The organism is Flavobacterium ardleyense, assembly GCF_042686085.1.
Lineage (GTDB): Bacteria > Bacteroidota > Bacteroidia > Flavobacteriales > Flavobacteriaceae > Flavobacterium > Flavobacterium ardleyense.
Genome location: NZ_JBHUOL010000018.1, coordinates 451,933 through 472,947 on the forward strand (window position 1 = coordinate 451,933; position 21,015 = coordinate 472,947).

Here is a 21,015-nt window from a genome sequence, read left to right on the forward strand (position 1 = left end):
AATGCTTCATGCAAGACAAATAATTTGGTTAATTGCTTCATCAGTTTTAGCAGGAACCTTATTTCTTATTTTATTCACCAAATTACATTTAATATTCTTAACTGGTCCTTTACTACTTTTTATTTTAGTAGCTATAGACACTTTCCAAACCAAACATTCTGTTAGAAAAAATTATCCTCTTATTGGTAGATTACGTTACTTTTTTGAATCGGTTCGTCCTGAATTTCGTCAATACTTTTTTGAAGGTGAATTAGATGGAAAACCATTCAACAGAAGACAACGTTCTATTGTTTACCAAAGAGCAAAAAATGAAAAACAAACTATATCATTTGGAATGCAAGATGAGCCTAACCGTATTGGTTATGAATGGGCAGCGCACTCGGTATATCCAAAAGTAAATGACTTTAGTCAATTTAGAACTTTAATCGGGAACTCACAGTGTTCACAATCTTACAGTGCTAGTGTTTTTAATATTAGTGCAATGAGTTATGGTGCTTTAAGTAAAACTGCTATTTCGTCTTTAAACGAAGGCGCTAAACTAGGAAATTTTGCACACAATACGGGTGAAGGTGGAATTAGTGCCTACCATTTAAAAGGTGGTGATTTAATTTGGCAAATTGGAACTGGATATTTCGGTTGTAGAGATGATAAAGGATTCTTTAATGATGCGCTTTTTACAGAAAGAGCCAATTATAAAGAAGTGAAAATGGTGGAAATTAAACTTTCTCAAGGAGCTAAACCAGGTCACGGAGGATTACTGCCAGCAGAGAAAAACACACCAGAAATTGCGAAAATTAGAGCAATACAACCGCATACAACGGTTCATTCGCCTTCAGGTCATTCGGCTTTTTCGAATGCGACTGAATTGTTATATTTCTTAAAGAAATTAAGAACTTTATCAAACGGAAAACCGATTGGATTTAAAATCTGTATTGGTAAGAAACAAGAATTTGTTGATATCGTTGAAGCAATGTTAGCAACTAATATTATACCTGACTTCATTACCGTTGATGGTGCTGAAGGTGGAACTGGAGCTGCTCCCTTAGAATTCATTGACTATATGGGAATGGCATTACAAGATGCTGTTGTTTTAGTAAACCAAGTTTTAAAAGATTACGGTTTAAGAAAAGATATTAAAATTCTTGCTTCTGGAAAAATTATTTCTGCTTTTGATATTGCAAAAACAATGGCGCTTGGAGCAGATGCTTGTTACAGTGCAAGAGGAATGATGTTTGCTTTAGGATGTATTCAAGCGTTACAATGTGATAGCGGAAAATGTCCCGTAGGAATAGCAACACAGGACAAATCTTTATACAAAGGATTAGATGTTTCAGATAAAAGAGTTCGTGTGGCTAACTTCCATAAAAACACTTTAAAAGCCTTGTCAGAATTTATCGGAGCTTGTGGATACGAAAATCCAGAAGAAATTAATGCAGATACGTTCTTTAGAAGAATTAATGAAAATACAAATGCTAGTTTCAAAGACATTTACTTTTCTCAAGAAGAAAAAGAGAAAAAGCAATTACAAGAAAAGATCTACTTGAACTAGTAGCAAAAAAACATAGTTATAAAAAAAACACCAAATTTACTTGGTGTTTTTTTTGTTTTTCTCCAGAATCACTTCTATTGGATTATTACTTCGAGGTCCAAATGACCTAGCTTGTCTTTCGTTTTCACTGGAACATAAAATATACATATTGAACGATTGCAATTGCAAAATTTGTTCTTTGTAAATCCCTTTGGCATCTTGAATTTTTATATAAAAGTCAGCAGCAGGAAATGTGTTTGTTACCGAAAGTAAATAGGTGTCTTCCGAATAAGGGAAAAACCACTTTGGTGCTTCTTCCGGTTTACTAATTAAATAATTTTTTGTAAAAACTAAAGGCTGGTTTCCGTTTTTCCAACTGTATTTATTATTCTCGTTAATCACTTCTTCTCCACTTTCAGTGACTAACGAAATTTTCAAATCTGTAATGTTATCTGACTTTCCTTCTTCATGTGCTTTTACAACTAAATAAGATGTGAAATCAAACCCGCAATGTGGCACTTGGCCGAAAGAAAATAGCGAACAAAATACAAAAAATAATGCTGTTTTAATTTTCATAATATATTTCAACTTGTATTGTAAAGCAATTTACAACTTCTTCTTGGTATAGAAAAAATTATTTAACTAATGCTTGTAAAGGCTTTAACTGTTCCAAATTTACATCTGATTTTTGTAATATAGCAATCATATTAAAAACATGTGTCGGATTCATGTTAGTTCCTAAAACTCTAATTACTGCAAAACCATTTTCTTTTTTACCAGCTAAAATTACAAACTCCTCAATGTGCTCGTCATCAGCACCTACAAAATAAATTGAAGCTCCGTCACTACCAGATCCTACTTTCATTAATTGCTGATAGCTTTCATCTTTCAGAATTGTTTTAACTTCTAAAATCTCTTTATCGTAAGCAACCGCGTTAGATGAGTCTGATTTAAAAGCCAGAATGTTCATCTTGTCAAACGATTTCAAAGCTTCTTTTTCTGCTTCAGACAAAACAAATTTATCCGTTTTTATAAGACTTGGCGGTAAATCAACCGCTATAAACGCGCTCGACTCCGTGTTTTTTACAAAGTACTTTTGAAGGGACGGTCTATCTGCACAACTTACTAAAAAAAGTGTTCCAAATAGAAGTATAACTAAATTTTTCATGTGCTTATTTTTTTGAAGCTTTTTTCAAATCATCACCTCCAGGTAAATTCATTTTTTCTGTCAATACTGCTATTTCATCTAAATTAAAGTTTCCTGTTAATGATAAAACAATTGTGTTTGCATCTTTTTTATTGGCACCTTCTATAAACATTAAAAGTTCTTTTACAATGGTATCATTCGCACCAGATTTCACGTAGATTTTTACGTTTTTGCCATCGCCATTAACGCGCATTAACTCTTCCAATGGATTTGACTTTAAGTAACTTGTTACCGTTGCTTTCATATCTGCTCCATATTTTGCACTACTAGTTGTAAATACTTTTAAATTATCTAATTTTTTAAGTAAATTCATATATTGTTGCATTTCTTTATCTTTTGCATCAACTTTAACTTTACTCATTATTTCAAACATTTTCTTGTTTACAATTACTGAGACAATTTCATCTTTGTCTTCAAATTTATCGAACACACTTTGTGCAAAAGATGAAGCTGAAGCCATTAAAAAAGTGATTATTACTATTAGATTTTTCATTTTGTTTTTATTTAAAAATTATTTTTGTTGTATTTTCATATTCTTCTAAATATACTGCACTTTCCATGCCAATATTCACTTGTTCTGATACCATTAATAAAGCCTTATGCGTTGCTTCAAGGGCTTCTTCTGGATTATCATAAGTTCCTAGATCCGTATTTTTAATTTCCGATGGATATAGAAAAAATGTTGCTAACCCAAACAGAACCACAAAACTCGCTGCAATTCCTATCCATTTCGCGATTTTAATTTGTTTAGGTTGTACTTTCAACTTTTGTTCAAATTTCGTTGCCTTTTCAGTTTCAAAGTAACCAAATAACGACTGGTATTTTACCAAATGTGGTGCGATATCATCAGACGAGAAGTACGTTTTTAATTGTTTTTCTTCCGCTATAGTAGTCGCTCCTTCAAAATATTTTTCTACTAATTGTTCAATTAACGTAAGTTCCATAATTATGTGTTTTTTCAATTTGTATTCTTAGCGTTTTGCGTGCTCGTGACAAAGCGACTCTAACTGCTGTTTCATTCATTTCCAATACATTTGCAATATCTGAAAATTCATATTCTTCTATTTCACGAAGTTGTAAAATCAATCGTTGTTGTTCGGGCAAATCATTGATCAGTTTTTCTGCCCATTGCAATGTGTTTTGATGTTCAATTTGCTTATCGACACTCACTTGATGGTCTTGGTAATTGCTGTGAACTAATTGTAAATTAGTGGCTCTTTTGCTTTTTAACTGATCCAAACAATAATTTTTAGTCATTGTCATCGCTAAAGCTTCTACGCTATTATAACGTTCTAAGTCACCATTTTTATTCCACAAGCGCACCATTACTTCCTGAGTAGCGTCTTCGGCTTCTTCCGTGCTCACAAGCATTCGTTTCGCTAAACGAAATAATTTGTCTTTGAAAGGAGTTATGACCTTTATAAACTCGTTTTGGTTCATTGAAATAGATTGATATATTAAGAAGACGAATGTAAATTGATTTTGTTACAATTAAAAATATAATTATATTTAACAAAAAAATTCATGAAGAAAATAGGTATTACTTTATTACTAGTACTTCTAGCACAGAGTTTTATAAAATGTTCTGACGACTTTGATGATAAAGTACCACAAGGATCTGTTAATAGTTTTATCTGGAAAGGACTAAATCAATATTACTATTGGCTTACTGATTCTCCTGATTTAGCTGACAATCGATTCGCAACTATTGGTGAATATAACAATTTTATTAATTCTTATAATTCACCTGAAGCTTTATTTAGTCATTTATTAGTTGATCCTTCTATTGACCGATTTAGTGTTTTGTATTCTGATTATACACAATTAGAACAAGCACTGACAGGAACACAAATGAATAATGGCGTTGATTTTGAGTTGCGCTACAAACAAGGAAGTTCTACAGAATTATTTGGTTGGGTTCGTTACGTATTACCTAATTCAGATGCTTCGACCAAGACTATTTATCGTGGTGATATTTTTTATGCAGTAAATGGAACTCCACTTACAACTTCTAATTACAAAAGTTTGCTTAACGAAGTTAATTACACCTTAAACTTTGCATCTTATGACGCTGGTGCAATTACACCTAATGGTACTTCTGTTTCTTTAACTAAAACAAACTTCTCAGAAAATCCAGTTTACATGAAAAAGGTTTTTGTTGACGGTTCAAAAAAGATTGGCTATTTGATGTACAATGGATTTTATAGCAATTATGAGAACGAACTAAATAATGCTTTTGCTTATTTTCAAGGAGAAGGAATTACACACTTAATCTTAGATCTTCGTTATAATTCTGGAGGTTCTGTAAATACCGCTACAAGATTAGCAAGTATGATAACTGGTCAATTTAACAATCAAGTTTTTGCGAAACAACAGTGGAATTACAAAATTGGAAATATAATAGACAATCCAGAAGATCTTTTAAATAGATTTACCAGTTCATTGTCAAATGGTAATGGAATCAATCATTTAAATTTAAATAAGGTTTATGTTTTAACTACGAAACGTTCGGCATCAGCTAGTGAGTTAGTTATTAATGGACTTGCACCTTATATTGATGTAATTCAAATCGGTGACATTACTGCTGGTAAAAATGTAGGTTCAATTACAGTATATGATTCGCCATCTTTCCGAAAACAAAATGTAAATCCAACACATAAATATGCAATGCAACCTATAGTTCTTAAAATTGCAAATAATGCTGATTTTAGTGACTACACTAATGGCCTAGAACCTGACCAAACACAATTAGAAGATTTAGGTAATCTAGGTGCACTTGGAGAAAACTCCGATCCTCTTTTAAATACAGCACTAAATTACATTAATATAAACGGAAGATTTCAGCAAAGAGCACCGGCTAAACTGTTCAATCACTTTGAAGATTCTAAATCAATGCGATTATTTGGTAACGAGATGTATTTAGATAATCCTTTAGACTAATTTAAGTAATCAATATTCTTAGCTTTATAAGTAAAAGAAGGCACAAAAAAAACTCAAAACAAAATCGTTTTGAGTTTTTTTTTATGCTTGAAAACTAATTATTGTACTATTATCTTCTTTACAATTTTACCTTCTTCGTACTTAAAATGTACAAAATAAGGTCCTGGAGGTAAATCAGAAACATTGATTCCATTGCTTTCAACAGAGTCCGTTTTCTTCACCAAACGAGCAGTAATATCATAAATTTCAACTAGAACATTTTCCGTAAAATTGATATAGAAAACATCTTTTACTGGATTTGGATAGAGAACAAATTTTTCTGAGGTAAATGTTTCACTGCTCAAAACTTTTTCATTAATAACACCTACTGCTTGCAAATCAAATCCTCCGGAAGGAAAAGGTGTTGGGTAAGAATCATTTATTGGATTATTAAAACTATCGAATGTAGCGTAAATTGGATCAATGCTTCCTACTACGTCAATCACTTTTACGTGTGTAATATTTTGCTTGTCTAAAAGTGGATTATTTGGAATTTCATTTAAATCAAAAGGAGTTCCATAATTTCCAGCATATTTTCCTGCTATGTTGTTTAAATATTCTGCTGCAGGTGATCCAAAAGAACCAATTTGAGTAGCCGTTTGAGTTTCACTATGTGTTGGAAATCCGAAAAAATTTACGCCATCAGAACTTACCTCTACAATTGCTAATTCCAGAAAACTTACGCCACCATTTTCAAATACAGCGAAATCAAAACCTGGTCCATCAAAAATAGGATTTGCAAAAGTAACTGTTGCTTCTCCTCTATCTCCTAAACTCACTAGTGGACCACTTGGAATACCTAAAACATCTTCAGGATTTCCAACAGTTGTGTAGCCTAAAGAAGGATTTGCAATGTTTTTATAACCTCTAGTTACCTTTACTCCTGTAGCCCAAGCCACGAATTGAGTATCATCTTTATGTATCGCTGTAGACCCAGGTAAACCTGCGGCAGGAGCGTACGATTGTGAATTGATGCTGTTTGTAATAAAAATAGAAAATATTAGTAATAGTTGTTTCATGATCCGTTTAAAAGAATTACTTCTTAATTAATTTAATTATTTGTTTTTGATTTTCTCCTGCTAATTCTATAAGATAAAGTCCGTTTGAAAAATCAGAAACATCGATAGCTTCTTTCGAAGAATTTACATATTTTAGCATTTTTCCTGATAAATCATAAATTTTAACTTTCAAATCATTTACTGAATTCACATAAAACAAATCTGTTGTTGGATTTGGATATACAGAAATACGTGCTAAATTATTGGTATTGTTACCTAAATTACTTTGAGCCGATTTATAAATGTGATTTGGATTTTGACCTACTGTATAAGTTTGTAATAAACTACCCATTAAATTATATTCATATACAAAACCCGTAAGTGCATAATCATTAGCATCAGCAACATATATTTTATCATCAATTACATTTAGTCCATAAATTCCCGAATATCCAGTAGCAGTAGTTGTAATAAACGAAGTCGCTTCTAAAGTATCTGTAGTTAAATTATATCTATAAATATCAACATTTGAAGTAATATATAAATTTGTTCCATCAGTATCCATATGAAAAGCAGTTACAGATGCATCAAAATTTACAGTTGAAAGAACGGTATCGGTACTTAAATCTATTTTTGCTAAACTTGCAGCTGTTGGTCCGCCTGTCTGCCAAGGTTGTAAACCTGCTGATAACACATATAAAAAATTCCCAGCTTTTATCATTTCTGTAGGAACGTCATTCACACTAATAGTTGTTGTAGTTCCAGCACTAATGTCATAAACCGTAACAATATTACCTGTATTATAGCCACCTTGATGAGCAATATAAAGCTTCCCATTTATTTCTTTAATTTTCTCCACACCTTCTGGCATTGGAATTGGAGCCTCTAAAGTATTAGTAGTTAAATCAATAACTGCTAAATAATCATCCGTTGCATTGACACCACTTCCCCAACATGTAACATAAGCTTTATTATTATAAACCGCGGTATATCTTGGGTTAACAACGCCTGAACTAATTGTAGCAATATTCACAAAAGTTTTATTATTTGCAATTACGACTTTATCAAACCCGTTTATAGCTATAATTGCAATATCGTCGTGCATTGTTAAACTTTGACCAATATTCCCCATTTGACCGTCGTCGTTTGACAATCCATATAAATTATTAGTTACTGTACTTGTTTCTGAAATAAAGCTGACAGTAGAACGTCCACCTTCGTTTAATACCAAAATTCCATCTAAGAATTCCCTTTGAGCAAATGTGAAAAAAGAAGAAAATAAAAATAAAAAGGATAAAAGGTAATTTTTTGTCATTATTGAAAATTTAAAATATGGTATAAAAAACAGAGGCCCAATGAGAGCCTCTGCTTATAATTTGAGATAATTAATTGAAATAAAATCCGTTTGGACCAACGCCCACAGTGTGAGTATTTAATAAAGATCCTGAAGTTGAATACACATACGCTTTACTGTCCGATGCGAAATCCCCACCATCAGAAATATAAATCTTGCCATTATTCACAGCAAAACCATACATAGGACCATAAGCTGAAGTAGAAGTGTAACTTAGAATCGCTGTTGATGAAACTGTTGTAGCATTAAGTTCTGTTGCATAAACCGAAGTTGAATTTCCTGTGAAATAAATTTTACTATCTGCAATAGTCAGATTTTTTGGTCTTTCAATTGTTGTAGGAATTGCAGTAGAACCTGAAATAAGATTATCAACAGTATTTATTTTAAAAATTTCAGCACCCGCTAAAACATAAAGCACTCCGTTTTTCTCTTGTAATGTAGAAGGTGAATTACCAGCTCCTAAATCAATTACATCTTCAACTACGTTTGTAGCAGGATTAATAACAGAAACAGAATTACCACTTCCATAATAACCATTGGAAACATAAACTTTGCCATTTGCTTTTGTAATACGGTCAGACGAAACTTCTAAAGCAATAGTAGATGTGGTGTAATTTAATAAATTCACAACCGTTACGTAATCATCAGCTCCAGTAGACCAATCCGCTTGGTTTACAATAAATGCTTTTCCGTTTTCTACAACTCCATATCTTGGGTTGTTAATATTGGTTGAAATAGTTGCGATATATTGAAAAGTATAACGATCTACAACTGTAATTTTGTTAGCGCTTCCCGAGATAATGAAGGCTCTTGTATCATCAAAAAACATATCTTGTAAATACGTTCCAAGTTCTTCTGCGTTTGGATTAATTGCTCTAAAAATATCTTGTTCTACTGTTCCGTCTTCTGCAATAAATGAAATTGAAGCAGTAGATAAAGCGCTATTTCCTTCATTTGTAATAAATATCCCGTTCTCAAAAACACCTTGCGAAACAGATTCATTGTCATCATCACTACTACACGAAACCATAAAAAACGAAATCGAAACAGCTAATAAAGCTATTTTTTTGAATGTTGTTCTCATATTCTTAATTAATTAAAATGTTTAAAATTATATTTAGTTGTTATTATTTAAAATTTAATATTCAAATACATCATGAAATTTCGACCTGGTAATGGTCTATTTTCAACACTTTCATAATGAGTATCTAATAAGTTTTGGACTTTAATTCCCAGCATATAGTTGGTTCTAAAAGTGTAATCTGCTCCTAAGTTATAAACCTGATAAGCGTCCAAATTATAGCGTGCATTATTATCTGATCGGGTATAAACTTCTCCTACAAATAGATAATCCACATAAATAGCGAGTTGCTTTTTGCTGTACGAAATATGTGCATTTGCCTTGTGATTTGGCACGTAAATCAGATATTTATCTAGTTTTTTATCACGTGAAGAAGTATAACCATAGTTTCCATTGATTTGAAAATGATGATCTCCAAGGCTTTTTTTGTAAAAGAATCCGGTTTCAAGTCCGAAAATTTCAACTTCATCTGTATTTTGAGGACGCCACACAGAACCTGATGGAATCCAACGCAACATATCTTCAACCGAATTGTAAAAACCAGTTACCGAAAACCCGAAATTTTTGAAATTAAATTCATTAATAAGTTCCGCTTGAAGCGAAGTTTCTGGTTTTAAATCAGTATTTCCACTTCCTAACCAATACAAATCGTTAAATGTTGGGATTCTAAAACTTTTTGAAGCATTTAATTTTATAGTATAATAATCAGTCGCATTTTGCTTTGTTCCCAATGAAAAAAGGAACGGACTTTCGTAATTTTCGGTAATTTCTTTTCGAGCTGTAATTTCGTAGAGAAAATTGTTTCCTATCAAATGACTAAATAATAAACTAGCCGAACCAATTTGACGTTTTTTATTTAAAATATCAGAACCATCGCCTTTATTTTGCGTAAAATCGAGCACTGAATTTAATTTCATTTTATCTGAAATAGCGTATGCTAAGTCGTGCTTAACAATAAAGGTTTCTACTTTTCCAAAAGTGTAAAAATCATTTTTGATGTTCGGGAAATATTTATAAGCTTCATGTAAATGTGCCACTTTTAAGCGGGAAGTGAATTTATTGAAATCAGCTTGCCATTCAAGTAAATTTCTAACATTATAATTGCTATATTTTGTAGGTATTTCTGTGGGAAGCACTAAAGAAAAATGACGTTCGCCATCAAAAACGTTACTAAAAAACTTAACCGTATTTTTTTGATTAATTTTAAAGCCAAAATTAGTTGAGAAGGAATAATTCTGGAATTCACCATTTAAATTTCGTCTGTTTTTCTTGAGCCATTTGTAATCATTATCGGAACTCATTTGCGAAAATCCAATTTGCAAACTGTATTTTTCAGAAGCTAATTTAGTTTGAAAACGCCCTTCAAAAGTATTGAAACTTCCATATTTTAGAAAAACTTCTTTTTCAAATTTTTTATAATAATAAAGATCGGTGTTTAAATGAATACTTCCTCCAATTGCTCCCGAACCGTATAAAACACTTCCACCTCCTGGTTTTACGATAATTGAATTAAATCCTAAAGAATTAATCGTGTTGAAATCGGTTTGGCCTAAAAGTTGGGAATTGATATTGATTCCGTTCCAAACCACAGCGGTTTGTGAAGCAGTTGTTCCTCTAAAAGATGGTGATGAAGCGCCGCCCAATCCATTTTCTTTGAAATAAATTAAAGAATTATAGTTAAGTAATGAAGTCAAAAAACTTTGATTTCGCTTGATAATGCTATCCGAAAGTGTGTTGATGTTTTGGGTCTTAGAAAAATCTTTCAATAAATGATCCGACACTTCTACTTCTCGTAAAAGAATAGCTGTGGAATCTTGTGCCCATATTGAGCCACCCAAAAATAAAAATATAAGAATACTGCTAAGCTGAACTGCTTTCATAAATGCAAACCTTTTTTCCCGAAGATTAGTTATTGTATATGAATGTGGCAGGTCTCCTGGCTTGCGTCTTGTTATCAACCTTCCCATCGAAAGTTAGAAATTAGAAGTTGGAAGTTAGAAATCAAATTTTCTAAATTCAGAATTCTTAATTCTAAATTAACAACAGTGGTAATGTAGATAATAACAAGCTTTGTAGCTTACAGTTGCGGGTACAGCTTAGGTATTTCACCTAATTCCCTTTTAATGTTGTTTTGAATAATTCAGAAACAACAACCAAAATTCGAGGGCAAATTTACATTAAATATAACAGAATACAAGATTTAATAGTAAATTTGAATTTATTAACCTTTTTGATATGAAAAACATTGCTACATTATTGGTTATTTTATTTACGATGAACGGTTTTTCGCAAACTACAAAAAAAGTTGGGAACGAAAGAAGAAACGAACTTGTGGACACTGAAAAAGCAATTAATGAAGACTCAGATAAATTTGCTGGTGCTGTCTTTTATGCATGCGAGGAATTAGAAGAAATTGCTCAAAATGAATGTTTCAATCTACAGTTGCAAAAACATGTTATAAAACATCTTGAAGTACCACCACAAATTGATTTTGAAACAGGGCCTGTAAGGGTTATGGTTCAATTTGATATTGATAAGGAAGGTAAAGTCGTCAATATAAAAACAACATCAAAGCTTTCGAGTTACAGCGCATTATGTGAAACAGAAGCAAAAAGAGTTTTTAATACATTACCTAGATTTAAACCAGCAACTTCTGGTGGAAAACCAATAGTTTCGAGTTATACAATTCCTTTAAATTTTAGCAATTAAGAACATAAATCCCTAGCCCTGATGGAAGTGGCATCCTTTTTAGAAAACTAAATGGCTTCCCAAAAGCATTTAGTTTTCTAAAAAGATAGAACGGACAGCAGGAAATAGCTCCAAAAAAAATTACTTCTTTTTATTCATCTTTCGCCACAACCAAATAAAACCAATTACAAAGTGTGCAATGATAATCGTGGCAACGGCGTACATAAATGCATTTGAATCTCTCATCTTATTTTTTATGCAAATTTAGCAGTTTTAGTTGATTGCTTTTGCATCATTTGTTACAAAAAGCGGCACTTTGAAAGTAAAGTACTACTTTTGCAAAAATATTTTTTATGCGTCAGTATTTATTTTTAGTCATTCTATTTTTGGGTTTAACCCAATGTAAAAAAGCAGAAAACCCAACGAATGCAGTAGTTGCAGTTGAAAATAGCGTGAAATATGCAGAAGGTTTTTCGATACATAAATATCAAGGTTTTTCGATTGTAAAAGTGTCAAATGCTTATCCGGAATCGCAAGAAAATTTTACTTATATCTTACATAAAAAAGGTGTTCAAGTGCCGGATAGTTTACGGAAATTCACTTCGATTGAAGTGCCAATAAAAAGAATAATTGTTACCTCGACAACGCATATTCCGTCGTTAGAAGCTTTAAATATGGAAGAAACTTTGATAGGATTTCCGAATACAAATTATATTTCTTCGGAGAAAACTAGAGCTTTAATCGATGCTGGAAAGGTACGCGATTTAGGAAGTAATCAAGGATTAAATACCGAAGTTATTTTAGACATTCAACCGGATGTAATTGTCGGATTTGGTGTTGATGGCGATTTAAAAACTTATAGAAATTTAGAAAAAAACGGATTAAAAGTCATTTTTAATGGCGACTGGACCGAAAAAAATCCGCTAGGAAAAAGCGAATGGATTAAACTTTTTGGAGCTTTATATGACGCGGACGAGAGAGCAAATGAAGTGTTTAATTCGATTGAAAAAGAATATAAAACGGTAGTGGAATTGGCTAAAAATGCTAAATCAAAACCGTCAATTTTTTCTGGTGCAATTTACAAAGATCAATGGTTTTTGCCACAAGGCGATAGTTGGGGTGCTTACTTTTTCAAAGAAGCAAATGGTGATTATTTGTGGAAAGACACGAAAGGAACGGGAAGTTTAGCCTTGTCGTTTGAAAGCGTTTTAGATGAAGCGAAAGATGCTGATTTATGGATTGGTCCAGGCCAATTTACTTCGATAAAAGAAATACTGGATACGAATCCAAATTACAAACATTTTAAAGCGGTTCAAAATAAAAATGTATATTCTTTTAGTGCGAAAAAAGGAAAAACAGGTGGTGTAATTTATTATGAATTAGCACAAAACCGACCGGATTTAGTATTAAAAGATATTGTTAAAATTTTACATCCAGAAGTTTTGCCGGAACATGAGTTGTACTTTTTTGAACGATTGAAGTAATATTTTTTTTTAAACATATAAGTCAGATAAGTTTTAAGATTATTTTAATTTCTTGAATCTGTGTTGAAAAAAGAGATAGAAGTAAATTTCACGAAGTAGTTCTTTTTTAAACATATAAGTCAGATAAGTTTTTAAGATTATTTAAGTTTCTTGAATCTATGTTGCAAACAATTCCTGTTCAAATAATGTAATTTAGCCAAAAAATAAAACGAATGCTTTTTATCAAAAAACAAAAAATCCTATTTACACTTTTGCTTTTAGCAGTGGTGTTTTTGTTTTTGGTAAACATCAGTTTGGGTTCGGTTTCGATTCCTTTAAAAGAAGTGGTAAAGGGAATATTTGGTCAAGAAATGAATAAAGAGAGTTGGGAAATTATTCTGTGGAATTTTCGTTTTCCCAAGGCAATTACTGCGATTTTAGTTGGAATTGGCCTTTCGATGTCGGGTTTATTGATGCAAACTTTGTTTCGCAATCCGTTGGCGGGACCTTATGTTTTAGGATTGAGTTCGGGTGGGAGTTTAGGCGTGGCATTCGTTATTTTAGGAACGGGATTGTTGCCAACCTATTTATCGTCGTTATTCTTGTCGAGTTATGGTTTAGTTTTGGCTTCTAGTTTAGGTGCTTTTTTAGTTTTATTAGCCGTTTTATTGGTTTCCCAAAAACTAAAAGATACGATGGCGATTCTAATCGTTGGTTTGATGTTTGGAAGTTTTACCAGTGCAATTGTTTCTGTTTTAGCTTATTTTACTACGGCTGAAAAACTACAAAAATTCACTTTTTGGTCGATGGGAAGTATCTCAAATTTAACTTGGCAAGAAATTTCAATTTTATCGTCGTTAACTTTCATAGGAATTGCAATAAGTTTCACCGTAATCAAACCTTTAAATGCACTTTTATTAGGTGAAAAATATGCTAAAAGCATTGGAGTTAATTATAAGAAAACACGTTTTTTAATTATAGTTGCGACTTCTATTTTAGCCGGAAGTATCACTGCTTTTGCCGGTCCGATTGCTTTTATCGGTTTAGCGGTTCCGCATATGGCAAAATTGTTGTTTCAAACTAGCAATCATTTAATTTTGTTTTGGAGTACATTGCTTTTAGGTGCCATTGTGATGTTAGTTTGTGACACGATTGCTCAAGTTCCAGGAAATGATCTTACATTGCCAATAAACGCGGTTACTTCGGTAATTGGAGCGCCAATAGTAATTTGGTTATTAGTTCGCAAAAAGAGATTTTGATTATGAAAGCTATTAATTATATCCTAAAAACAACAAACCTTTCCATTGGTTATGCCAATAAATCGGAAACAAATACGATTGCTACCAATATTAATTTAGGATTAAAAAAAGGAAAACTGATTGCTTTAATTGGTGAAAACGGAATTGGAAAATCGACTTTATTAAAAACGCTTATTGGAATTATTCCGCCTTTAAAGGGTGAGGTTACGCTTTTGAATAAATCTTTACAAAGTTTTAAACCTTTAGATTTAGCTCAAGAGTTGAGTATTGTTTTGACTGAAAAATTACCACCAAGTAATTTGACGGTTTATGAAATTATCGCTTTGGGACGACAACCTTATACCAATTGGTTGGGTTCGTTATCCGAAGAAGACACGACTAAAATTAATGAAGCAATTGCGTTGACAGAAATCAGCCATTTAGTTCATAAAAAACACGATGAAATCAGCGATGGTCAATTGCAAATTGTATTAATTTCGCGAGCTTTGGCTCAAGATACTTCGATTATTATTTTAGACGAACCGACTACTCATTTGGATTTGGTTCACAAAGCAACTTTACTAAAATTGTTGCAAAAATTAGCACACGAAACGCAAAAAACAATCCTCTACTCTACACACGATATTGATTTGGCCATTCAAATGTCGGACGAAATGATCGTTTTTACTCCTACTCAAATTGTACAAGACCAACCTTGTAATCTGATTCAATCGGGTATTTTTAATACTCTTTTCGATACGGAGCATTTGATTTTTGATGGAAAAATAGGAAAATTTATCATCAAATAATTTATCGGAATTTTACATTTTGTTTAACTTGAAGCGACTGTTATTTTCTTAATTTTACTAAAAAGAAATTATGAAATATATTTTAAGCATCCTTATATTAACTACTGTAACTAGTTTTGGACAAGTTTCCAAAGTAGCGTATTCAGATGGAACCCAACAATTAGAAGGTTACTTCGCGAAAGCAAAAAAGCCAAATCCAAAGAAAACCGGCGTTATCGTTTTACCTGCTTGGATGGGCGTTGACAACAATGCAAAAGAATCGGCTGAAGCCTTAGCTAAATTAGGCTATCACGCTTTTGTAGCAGATATTTATGGTGTTGGAAATAATCCGAAAAATACAGATGAAGCTGGAAAAAATGCTGGTTTTTACAAAAATAATCCGGCTGACTATCAAAACAGAATCCAATTAGCGATTGATCAATTGGTAAAATCAGGTGCAGATAAAAATAATATTGCTGTTATTGGCTATTGTTTTGGTGGAACGGGTGCAATTGAAGCTGCTAGAGGAAATTTAAACTTTAAAGCAGTAGTTTCTTTTCACGGTGGTTTAGCGAAAGCTGCAAATAGTCCGACAGAAGAAATCAAAGCGAAAGTATTAGTTTTGCACGGAGCTGACGATCCTTATGTTCCCGTTGCAGAAATTGAAGCTTTTCAAAATGAAATGAGAGCGTCAAAAGCAGATTGGCAAATGTTTTATTACGCAAACGCTGTGCATTCTTTTACTCATAAAGACGCAGGAAATGATAATAGTAAAGGTGCTGCTTACAACGAATTAGCTGACAAAAGAAGTTGGGAAGCTATGAAAGCATTTTTCATAGAAGTTTTATAATTGGTTTTAGATTGTTAAGTTGGAAAGCGGTAATTTCTTATGGAATTACCGCTTTTTTTATACGTCAAAAGATTCAACTTCTAAAACTTCTCCCGCTTTTAAATCATTCAAATGGATATTTCCCACACGAACTCGAACCAATCGTAAAGTAGGAAATCCAACAGCAGAAGTCATTTTTCTAACTTGACGGAATTTCCCTTCGGTTAAGGTAATGCTAACCCAAGATGTTGGACCGTGGCGTTCATCTCTGATTTTTTTACCGCGTTCTCCTAAATTCGGAATTTCGTTTAATAAAGAAGATTGGCATTTTTTGGTGATATATTTTCTGCCATTAAAACCTATTTCTACTCCATTTTTCAATTGTTCAACGGCTTCTTCTGTAATTATGCCATCAACTTGTGCGTAATATTCCTTTTCCACCTTTTTACTTCGTACCACTTCACTCATCATTCCGTCCGTAGTCAATAGAAGCAAGCCTTCCGAATCTTCGTCTAAACGACCAATTGCCATAGTGTTTTCGGGAAAACCGTACAATTCGCCTAACAACTTTTTAGGTCGTTTTAATTCGTAAATAAACTGTGATAAATAGCCATAAGGCTTATGAATTAGGTAATGATGGTGCATAAAAAAGGCAATTCGTAATTAGCAAACGAAGATAATAAAAGATTTGCTGAACAAAATCGTTTTTTTATAAGATTTCTAAAAGCTTTATTATTGGATTTTCTGCTAATATTTAACTTTATTAAGTGAGATAACAATTGTATTTTTGGCACCTCGTTTCACGTTAAAAAATCCTAATGAACAATTACTATTTTATTTTCGCGTTTTTAATTTCGTTTACTTCTCAATCTCAGTCTTTTAAAGGAAAAGTGATTACCAATGAAAAAAAGGCGATTAGCGATGTCTACATCTTAAATGTGAACAATCAATCACACGCACATTCCAATTACAGAGGAGAATTCACTTTAGAAAATGCAATAGTTGGTGATAGCATCAGCATTTCGCATAAATCTTTTGAAGAATTGCGTACGGTGATTTCAGAAAATTCAACTTACACTTTAAACGTAAAACCAATTAGTTTAAGAGAAGTTGTAATTACGAATGAATTAAATCATTTGTACGAAATTGCCAAAATCGATATAAAGACAAATCCTGTAAATTCGCCACAAGAATTATTGCGAATGGTTCCAGGTTTATTCATCGGGCAACACGCTGGTGGTGGAAAAGCCGAACAAATATTTTTAAGAGGTTTTGACATTGATCACGGAACAGATATCGCGATTTCAGTCGATGGAATTCCAGTAAATATGGTTTCTCACGGACACGGTCAAGGTTACGCAGATTTACACTTTTTACAACCTGAAACAGTGAATAATACCAACTTTGATAAAGGTTCGTACTTTGCTAACAAAGGAAATTTGGCTACAGCCGGATATGTAGATTTCACGACAAAAGATAGAATCAAAAACGACGAAATTGCGTTAGAAGTTGGCCAATTTAATACCCAACGTATTCGTGGAATGTTCAATTTATTAGATTCTGAAAAAGAGAGTTTATACTTTTCAGGTTCGTATTTACAAACGGATAGTTATTTTGATGCACCGCAAAATTTTAACCGAACGAATTTATTTTCGAAATATACTTTGTTTAACGAAAGTTCGAAAGTTTCATTTTCTGTTTTTCATTTTGATAGCAAATGGAATGCTTCGGGACAAATTCCACAAAGAGCAGTTGACCAAGGTTTAATCGGAAGATTTGGTGCTATTGACGATACCGAAGGTGGAAATACCAGCAGAAGCATCGTAAACTTCAAACACGACAAACAATTAGACGAAAGTTCTTCTTTGAAAACAAGTGCTTATTTATCGCTTTACGATTTCGAATTGTATTCAAATTTTACTTTTTTCTTGGAAGATCCTATAAATGGCGACCAAATTAAACAGAAAGAAAAACGTACGACTTTTGGTTTAAATACCGAATATGAAAAATTGGCGAATATTAAAGATATTCCTGTAAAATATCAATTGGGAATTGGTTTAAGACAAGACAAAGTCGATGATATTGAACTTTCTCACACTTTAAATCGTTTGACGACTCTTGATAATATTATGTTAGGCGATATCAATGAAAGTAATCTTTCAGGTTATGGAAATGCCGAATTTAAGTTCCATAAATTAATCATCAACACGGGACTTCGCTATGATTATTTCAAATTTGATTATTACGATAAATTGAGTACAAAGTATTCAAATGAAGCAACAAACAAAGGGATTTTCAGTCCAAAATTAAACTTCTTATACCAATATAATGAAAAATTACAATTCGTTTTAAAATCTGGAAAAGGATTTCATAGTAATGACACGCGAGTAAACATTGCTAATGGCGTTCGTAAAACTTTACCTGCTTCTTACGGTTCTGATTTAGGATTTGTATGGAAACCAACACCAAAATTGATCCTGAATTCCGCTTTATGGTATTTATTTTTAGAGCAAGAATTTGTATATGTTGGCGATGCCGGAATTGTAGAACCAAGCGGAAAAACAGAACGAAAAGGAATTGATGTTGGATTGCGTTACCAATTGACGGATTGGTTGTTTTTAAATGCCGATTACACCTATAATAGTGCAAAAAGTACTGAAGAAGCAAGTGGTCAAAATTACATTCCGTTAGCTCCAAAATCTACCTTTATGGGAAGTTTGAGTATGATTAAAAATAACTTTTCAGGTTCGTTCAAAAGCCGTTATTTAGGTGATAGACCAGCAAATGAAGACAATTCGCTTACAGCAGAAGGTTATTTCGTATCCGATTTAAATTTGAATTATACCTTCAAAAACTTCACAATTGGGGTTTTAGTCGAAAACATATTTAACACGAAATGGAACGAAACCCAATTTGAAACGGAATCTCGCTTACAAGGTGAAGCCAATTCAGTTACGGAAATTCATTTTACACCAGGAACTCCTTTTAATTTAAGAGGCGTTTTGACGTATAAATTTTAAATTAGTATTTAAAAAAAATGTATCTTTAATTCCAAAATAAGCCTATGTCACCAACCATCATTACATTATTCGCCTTTATTATCGCCTTAGGAATCGGAATTCTCATAGGTAAACTCTTAGCCAAAACACAAGCTCAATCTGATAAATCAGGTTTAGAAGAACGTAGTAATGGTTTGTTAAATCAAATAGAACAATTAAAAATTCAGTTTCAAAACGAACGCAATTCTTTGGATAAACAATTAGCTCAATTGGCTTTGGAAAAGGAAAATGTTCAAAAAGAAAAGGAAAGTTTTGCTATTCAATTGGCGAAAAAAGAAAACGACTTTGAAAATCTTTGGGAACGCAATAAAGAGCAAAAGCAAGAAGTAGAACAATTGCAAGAAAAGTTTACTAAAGAGTTTGAAAATTTAGCCAATAAAATTCTAGAAGAAAAAACAGTTAAATTCACGGAACAAAATAAAGAAAATTTAAAAAATATTTTATCGCCTTTGCAAGAGAGAATTCAACTTTTTGAAAAGAAAGTCGAAGATACGCACAAAGAAAGTATTGATTATCACGCGGCGTTGCGTCAGCAAATTTTGGGACTTCGCGACATGAACGAACAAATGAGTCGTGAAACCATCAACCTTACTAAAGCTTTGAAAGGTGATAGTAAAATGCAAGGAAATTGGGGCGAATTGGTTTTGGAACGTGTTTTAGAAAAATCGGGATTAGAAAAAGACAGAGAATATTTTGTGCAACAAAGTCACACCACAGAAGATGGAAATCGTGTTTTTCCTGACGTTATCATAAATCTTCCGGATGGAAAGAAAATGATTATTGACTCAAAAGTGACGCTTACGGCTTACGAACGTTATATTAATGAAGAAGATGATGCTTTGAGATCTGTATATTTAAAAGAACATATTATTTCGATTAATCGTCATGTGGAACAATTAGGTAGTAAAAACTATCACGATTTATACCATATGGAAAGTCCTGATTTTGTGTTGCTTTTCATTCCGATTGAACCCGCATTTGCGATTGCCTTAAATGAAGATACTACTTTATATAATAAAGCTTTCGAAAAAAACATTGTGATTGTGACACCCTCTACCCTTTTGGCTACTTTACGAACTATAGACAGCATGTGGACAAATCAAAAGCAGCAAGAAAACGCGATTGAGATTGCACGTCAGGCTGGAGCATTGTATGATAAATTTGAAGGTTTTGTGCAAGATTTATTAAGAATCGGAAAGAAAATGGACGAAGCTAAAGTTGAATATCAAGGCGCTATGAATAAATTAGTGGAAGGAAAAGGAAACTTAATTACTAGCGTAGAGAAGTTGAAAAAAATGGGTGCGAAAGCTAAAAAAGCACTTCCAGAAGCCGTTCTGAAAAGAGCAGAAAATAATTCGGATGATATTTTAATCGAATAAAATAAGAAAGAAAAATGAATACGTTCAAGAAAATTTTAGTTTATGGAATATTAGTAGTAACTTTAGGTATAGTTGGTTACACTTTGTTTATTTACAATTTCACTTTAAGTGATGGTGTAAAAAGCGGTATTCTAACGAAGTTTGGAAACCGCGGTGTTGTTTTCAAAACTTGGGAAGGCGAATTAAACGAGGGCTTTGGCGCAAGCAGGTTCTTTCCGTTTTCTGTAGAAAGTGATGAGTCGGAAGTAATCGAAGACTTGAAAAAATACCAAGGACAGTATGTGAAATTAGAATACAAAGAACGGATGAAAACCTTGCCATGGTGGGGAGAAACTAACTTCTACATCATAAAAGTAATTCCAGAAAAATCTCCTAATATGGACAATAACTAAAGAATTTTAAAATATTTTTATATATTTGGAGA

The 21,015-nt window shown here is 32.6% G+C and carries 20 protein-coding genes and 1 riboswitch; of the genes, 10 read left to right on the forward strand and 10 right to left on the reverse strand.

The genetic code is table 11. From position 1 onward, the window contains the following. Window position 1 precedes the first annotated feature (1 nt). A complete protein-coding gene (locus tag ACFSX9_RS12070) occupies window positions 2–1,549 on the forward strand; it encodes an FMN-binding glutamate synthase family protein (RefSeq protein ID WP_379808335.1) in 1,548 nt (515 codons plus the stop codon). 36 nt (window positions 1,550–1,585) lie between these two features. Here the strand turns inward: ACFSX9_RS12070 and ACFSX9_RS12075 are convergent, their stop codons facing one another. Genes ACFSX9_RS12075 through ACFSX9_RS12095 form a run of 5 tightly spaced genes read right to left on the reverse strand, consistent with a single transcriptional unit; the run spans window position 1,586 to window position 4,175 of the window. After that, window positions 1,586–2,104, reverse strand: a complete 519-nt coding sequence (locus ACFSX9_RS12075) for a hypothetical protein (protein ID WP_379808008.1) — start codon at window positions 2,102–2,104, stop codon at window positions 1,586–1,588. A 58-nt stretch (window positions 2,105–2,162) separates the two neighbouring features. Then, window positions 2,163–2,696 (reverse strand): DUF4252 domain-containing protein, encoded by a 534-nt coding sequence (locus ACFSX9_RS12080; RefSeq protein ID WP_379808010.1) that lies wholly within the window; start codon window positions 2,694–2,696, stop codon window positions 2,163–2,165. A gap of 4 nt (window positions 2,697–2,700) precedes the next feature. After that, window positions 2,701–3,228, reverse strand: a complete 528-nt coding sequence (locus ACFSX9_RS12085; RefSeq protein WP_379808012.1) for a DUF4252 domain-containing protein — start codon at window positions 3,226–3,228, stop codon at window positions 2,701–2,703. A 7-nt stretch (window positions 3,229–3,235) separates the two neighbouring features. Beyond that, a complete protein-coding gene (locus ACFSX9_RS12090; RefSeq protein WP_379808014.1) occupies window positions 3,236–3,679 on the reverse strand; it encodes a hypothetical protein in 444 nt (147 codons plus the stop codon). Beyond that, on the reverse strand, window positions 3,660–4,175 hold the full coding sequence (locus tag ACFSX9_RS12095) for an RNA polymerase sigma factor (protein WP_379808016.1): 516 nt from the start codon (window positions 4,173–4,175) through the stop codon (window positions 3,660–3,662). Before ACFSX9_RS12095 ends, ACFSX9_RS12090 begins: the two co-directional genes overlap by 20 nt. An 84-nt stretch (window positions 4,176–4,259) precedes the next feature. Between ACFSX9_RS12095 and ACFSX9_RS12100 the strand changes: the two genes are divergently transcribed. Beyond that, on the forward strand, window positions 4,260–5,675 hold the full coding sequence (locus tag ACFSX9_RS12100; protein WP_379808018.1) for a S41 family peptidase: 1,416 nt from the start codon (window positions 4,260–4,262) through the stop codon (window positions 5,673–5,675). Window positions 5,676–5,773: 98 nt separating this feature from the next. Here ACFSX9_RS12100 and ACFSX9_RS12105 read toward each other — a convergent pair whose 3' ends face one another. The 4 genes from ACFSX9_RS12105 to ACFSX9_RS12120 form a co-directional block, all read right to left on the reverse strand. Then, on the reverse strand, window positions 5,774–6,733 hold the full coding sequence (locus ACFSX9_RS12105) for a T9SS type A sorting domain-containing protein (RefSeq protein WP_379808020.1): 960 nt from the start codon (window positions 6,731–6,733) through the stop codon (window positions 5,774–5,776). Window positions 6,734–6,749: 16 nt separating this feature from the next. Further along, window positions 6,750–8,027: a T9SS type A sorting domain-containing protein gene (locus ACFSX9_RS12110; protein ID WP_379808022.1), complete on the reverse strand. Its 1,278-nt coding sequence runs from the start codon at window positions 8,025–8,027 to the stop codon at window positions 6,750–6,752. A 70-nt stretch (window positions 8,028–8,097) separates the two neighbouring features. Beyond that, the gene (locus ACFSX9_RS12115; protein WP_379808024.1) at window positions 8,098–9,150 is read right to left on the reverse strand and encodes a DUF5074 domain-containing protein; all 1,053 of its coding nucleotides are present in this window, start codon (window positions 9,148–9,150) and stop codon (window positions 8,098–8,100) included. 47 nt (window positions 9,151–9,197) lie between these two features. Next, a complete protein-coding gene (locus ACFSX9_RS12120) occupies window positions 9,198–11,027 on the reverse strand; it encodes a TonB-dependent receptor plug domain-containing protein (RefSeq protein WP_379808026.1) in 1,830 nt (609 codons plus the stop codon). 29 nt (window positions 11,028–11,056) lie between these two features. After that, window positions 11,057–11,320: riboswitch (cobalamin riboswitch) on the reverse strand. A 62-nt stretch (window positions 11,321–11,382) separates the two neighbouring features. On the opposite strand from ACFSX9_RS12120, the gene ACFSX9_RS12125 reads away from it, so the two are divergent. The 5 genes from ACFSX9_RS12125 (at window position 11,383) to ACFSX9_RS12145 (ending at window position 16,174) form a co-directional block, all read left to right on the forward strand. After that, window positions 11,383–11,856, forward strand: a complete 474-nt coding sequence (locus tag ACFSX9_RS12125) for an energy transducer TonB (RefSeq protein ID WP_379808028.1) — start codon at window positions 11,383–11,385, stop codon at window positions 11,854–11,856. A 332-nt stretch (window positions 11,857–12,188) separates the two neighbouring features. Beyond that, on the forward strand, window positions 12,189–13,319 hold the full coding sequence (locus ACFSX9_RS12130) for an ABC transporter substrate-binding protein (RefSeq protein WP_379808030.1): 1,131 nt from the start codon (window positions 12,189–12,191) through the stop codon (window positions 13,317–13,319). Between the two features lie 212 nt (window positions 13,320–13,531). Then, on the forward strand, window positions 13,532–14,557 hold the full coding sequence (locus tag ACFSX9_RS12135) for an iron chelate uptake ABC transporter family permease subunit (protein ID WP_379808032.1): 1,026 nt from the start codon (window positions 13,532–13,534) through the stop codon (window positions 14,555–14,557). A 2-nt stretch (window positions 14,558–14,559) separates the two neighbouring features. Next, a complete protein-coding gene (locus tag ACFSX9_RS12140; RefSeq protein WP_379808034.1) occupies window positions 14,560–15,345 on the forward strand; it encodes an ABC transporter ATP-binding protein in 786 nt (261 codons plus the stop codon). A gap of 70 nt (window positions 15,346–15,415) precedes the next feature. Next, window positions 15,416–16,174: a dienelactone hydrolase family protein gene (locus tag ACFSX9_RS12145; protein ID WP_379808036.1), complete on the forward strand. Its 759-nt coding sequence runs from the start codon at window positions 15,416–15,418 to the stop codon at window positions 16,172–16,174. 57 nt (window positions 16,175–16,231) lie between these two features. Here ACFSX9_RS12145 and ACFSX9_RS12150 read toward each other — a convergent pair whose 3' ends face one another. Further along, complete coding sequence (locus ACFSX9_RS12150) at window positions 16,232–16,798, reverse strand: pseudouridine synthase (protein ID WP_379808038.1); 567 nt, start codon at window positions 16,796–16,798, stop codon at window positions 16,232–16,234. A 173-nt stretch (window positions 16,799–16,971) separates the two neighbouring features. On the opposite strand from ACFSX9_RS12150, the gene ACFSX9_RS12155 reads away from it, so the two are divergent. Genes ACFSX9_RS12155 through ACFSX9_RS12165 form a run of 3 tightly spaced genes read left to right on the forward strand, consistent with a single transcriptional unit; the run spans window position 16,972 to window position 20,983 of the window. Then, the gene (locus ACFSX9_RS12155) at window positions 16,972–19,173 is read left to right on the forward strand and encodes a TonB-dependent receptor (RefSeq protein WP_379808040.1); all 2,202 of its coding nucleotides are present in this window, start codon (window positions 16,972–16,974) and stop codon (window positions 19,171–19,173) included. Between the two features lie 44 nt (window positions 19,174–19,217). After that, a complete protein-coding gene (rmuC, locus tag ACFSX9_RS12160; protein WP_379808042.1) occupies window positions 19,218–20,591 on the forward strand; it encodes a DNA recombination protein RmuC in 1,374 nt (457 codons plus the stop codon). Between the two features lie 14 nt (window positions 20,592–20,605). Continuing rightward, the gene (locus ACFSX9_RS12165; protein ID WP_379808044.1) at window positions 20,606–20,983 is read left to right on the forward strand and encodes an RNA-binding protein; all 378 of its coding nucleotides are present in this window, start codon (window positions 20,606–20,608) and stop codon (window positions 20,981–20,983) included. The last annotated feature ends 32 nt before the right edge of the window (window positions 20,984–21,015 follow it).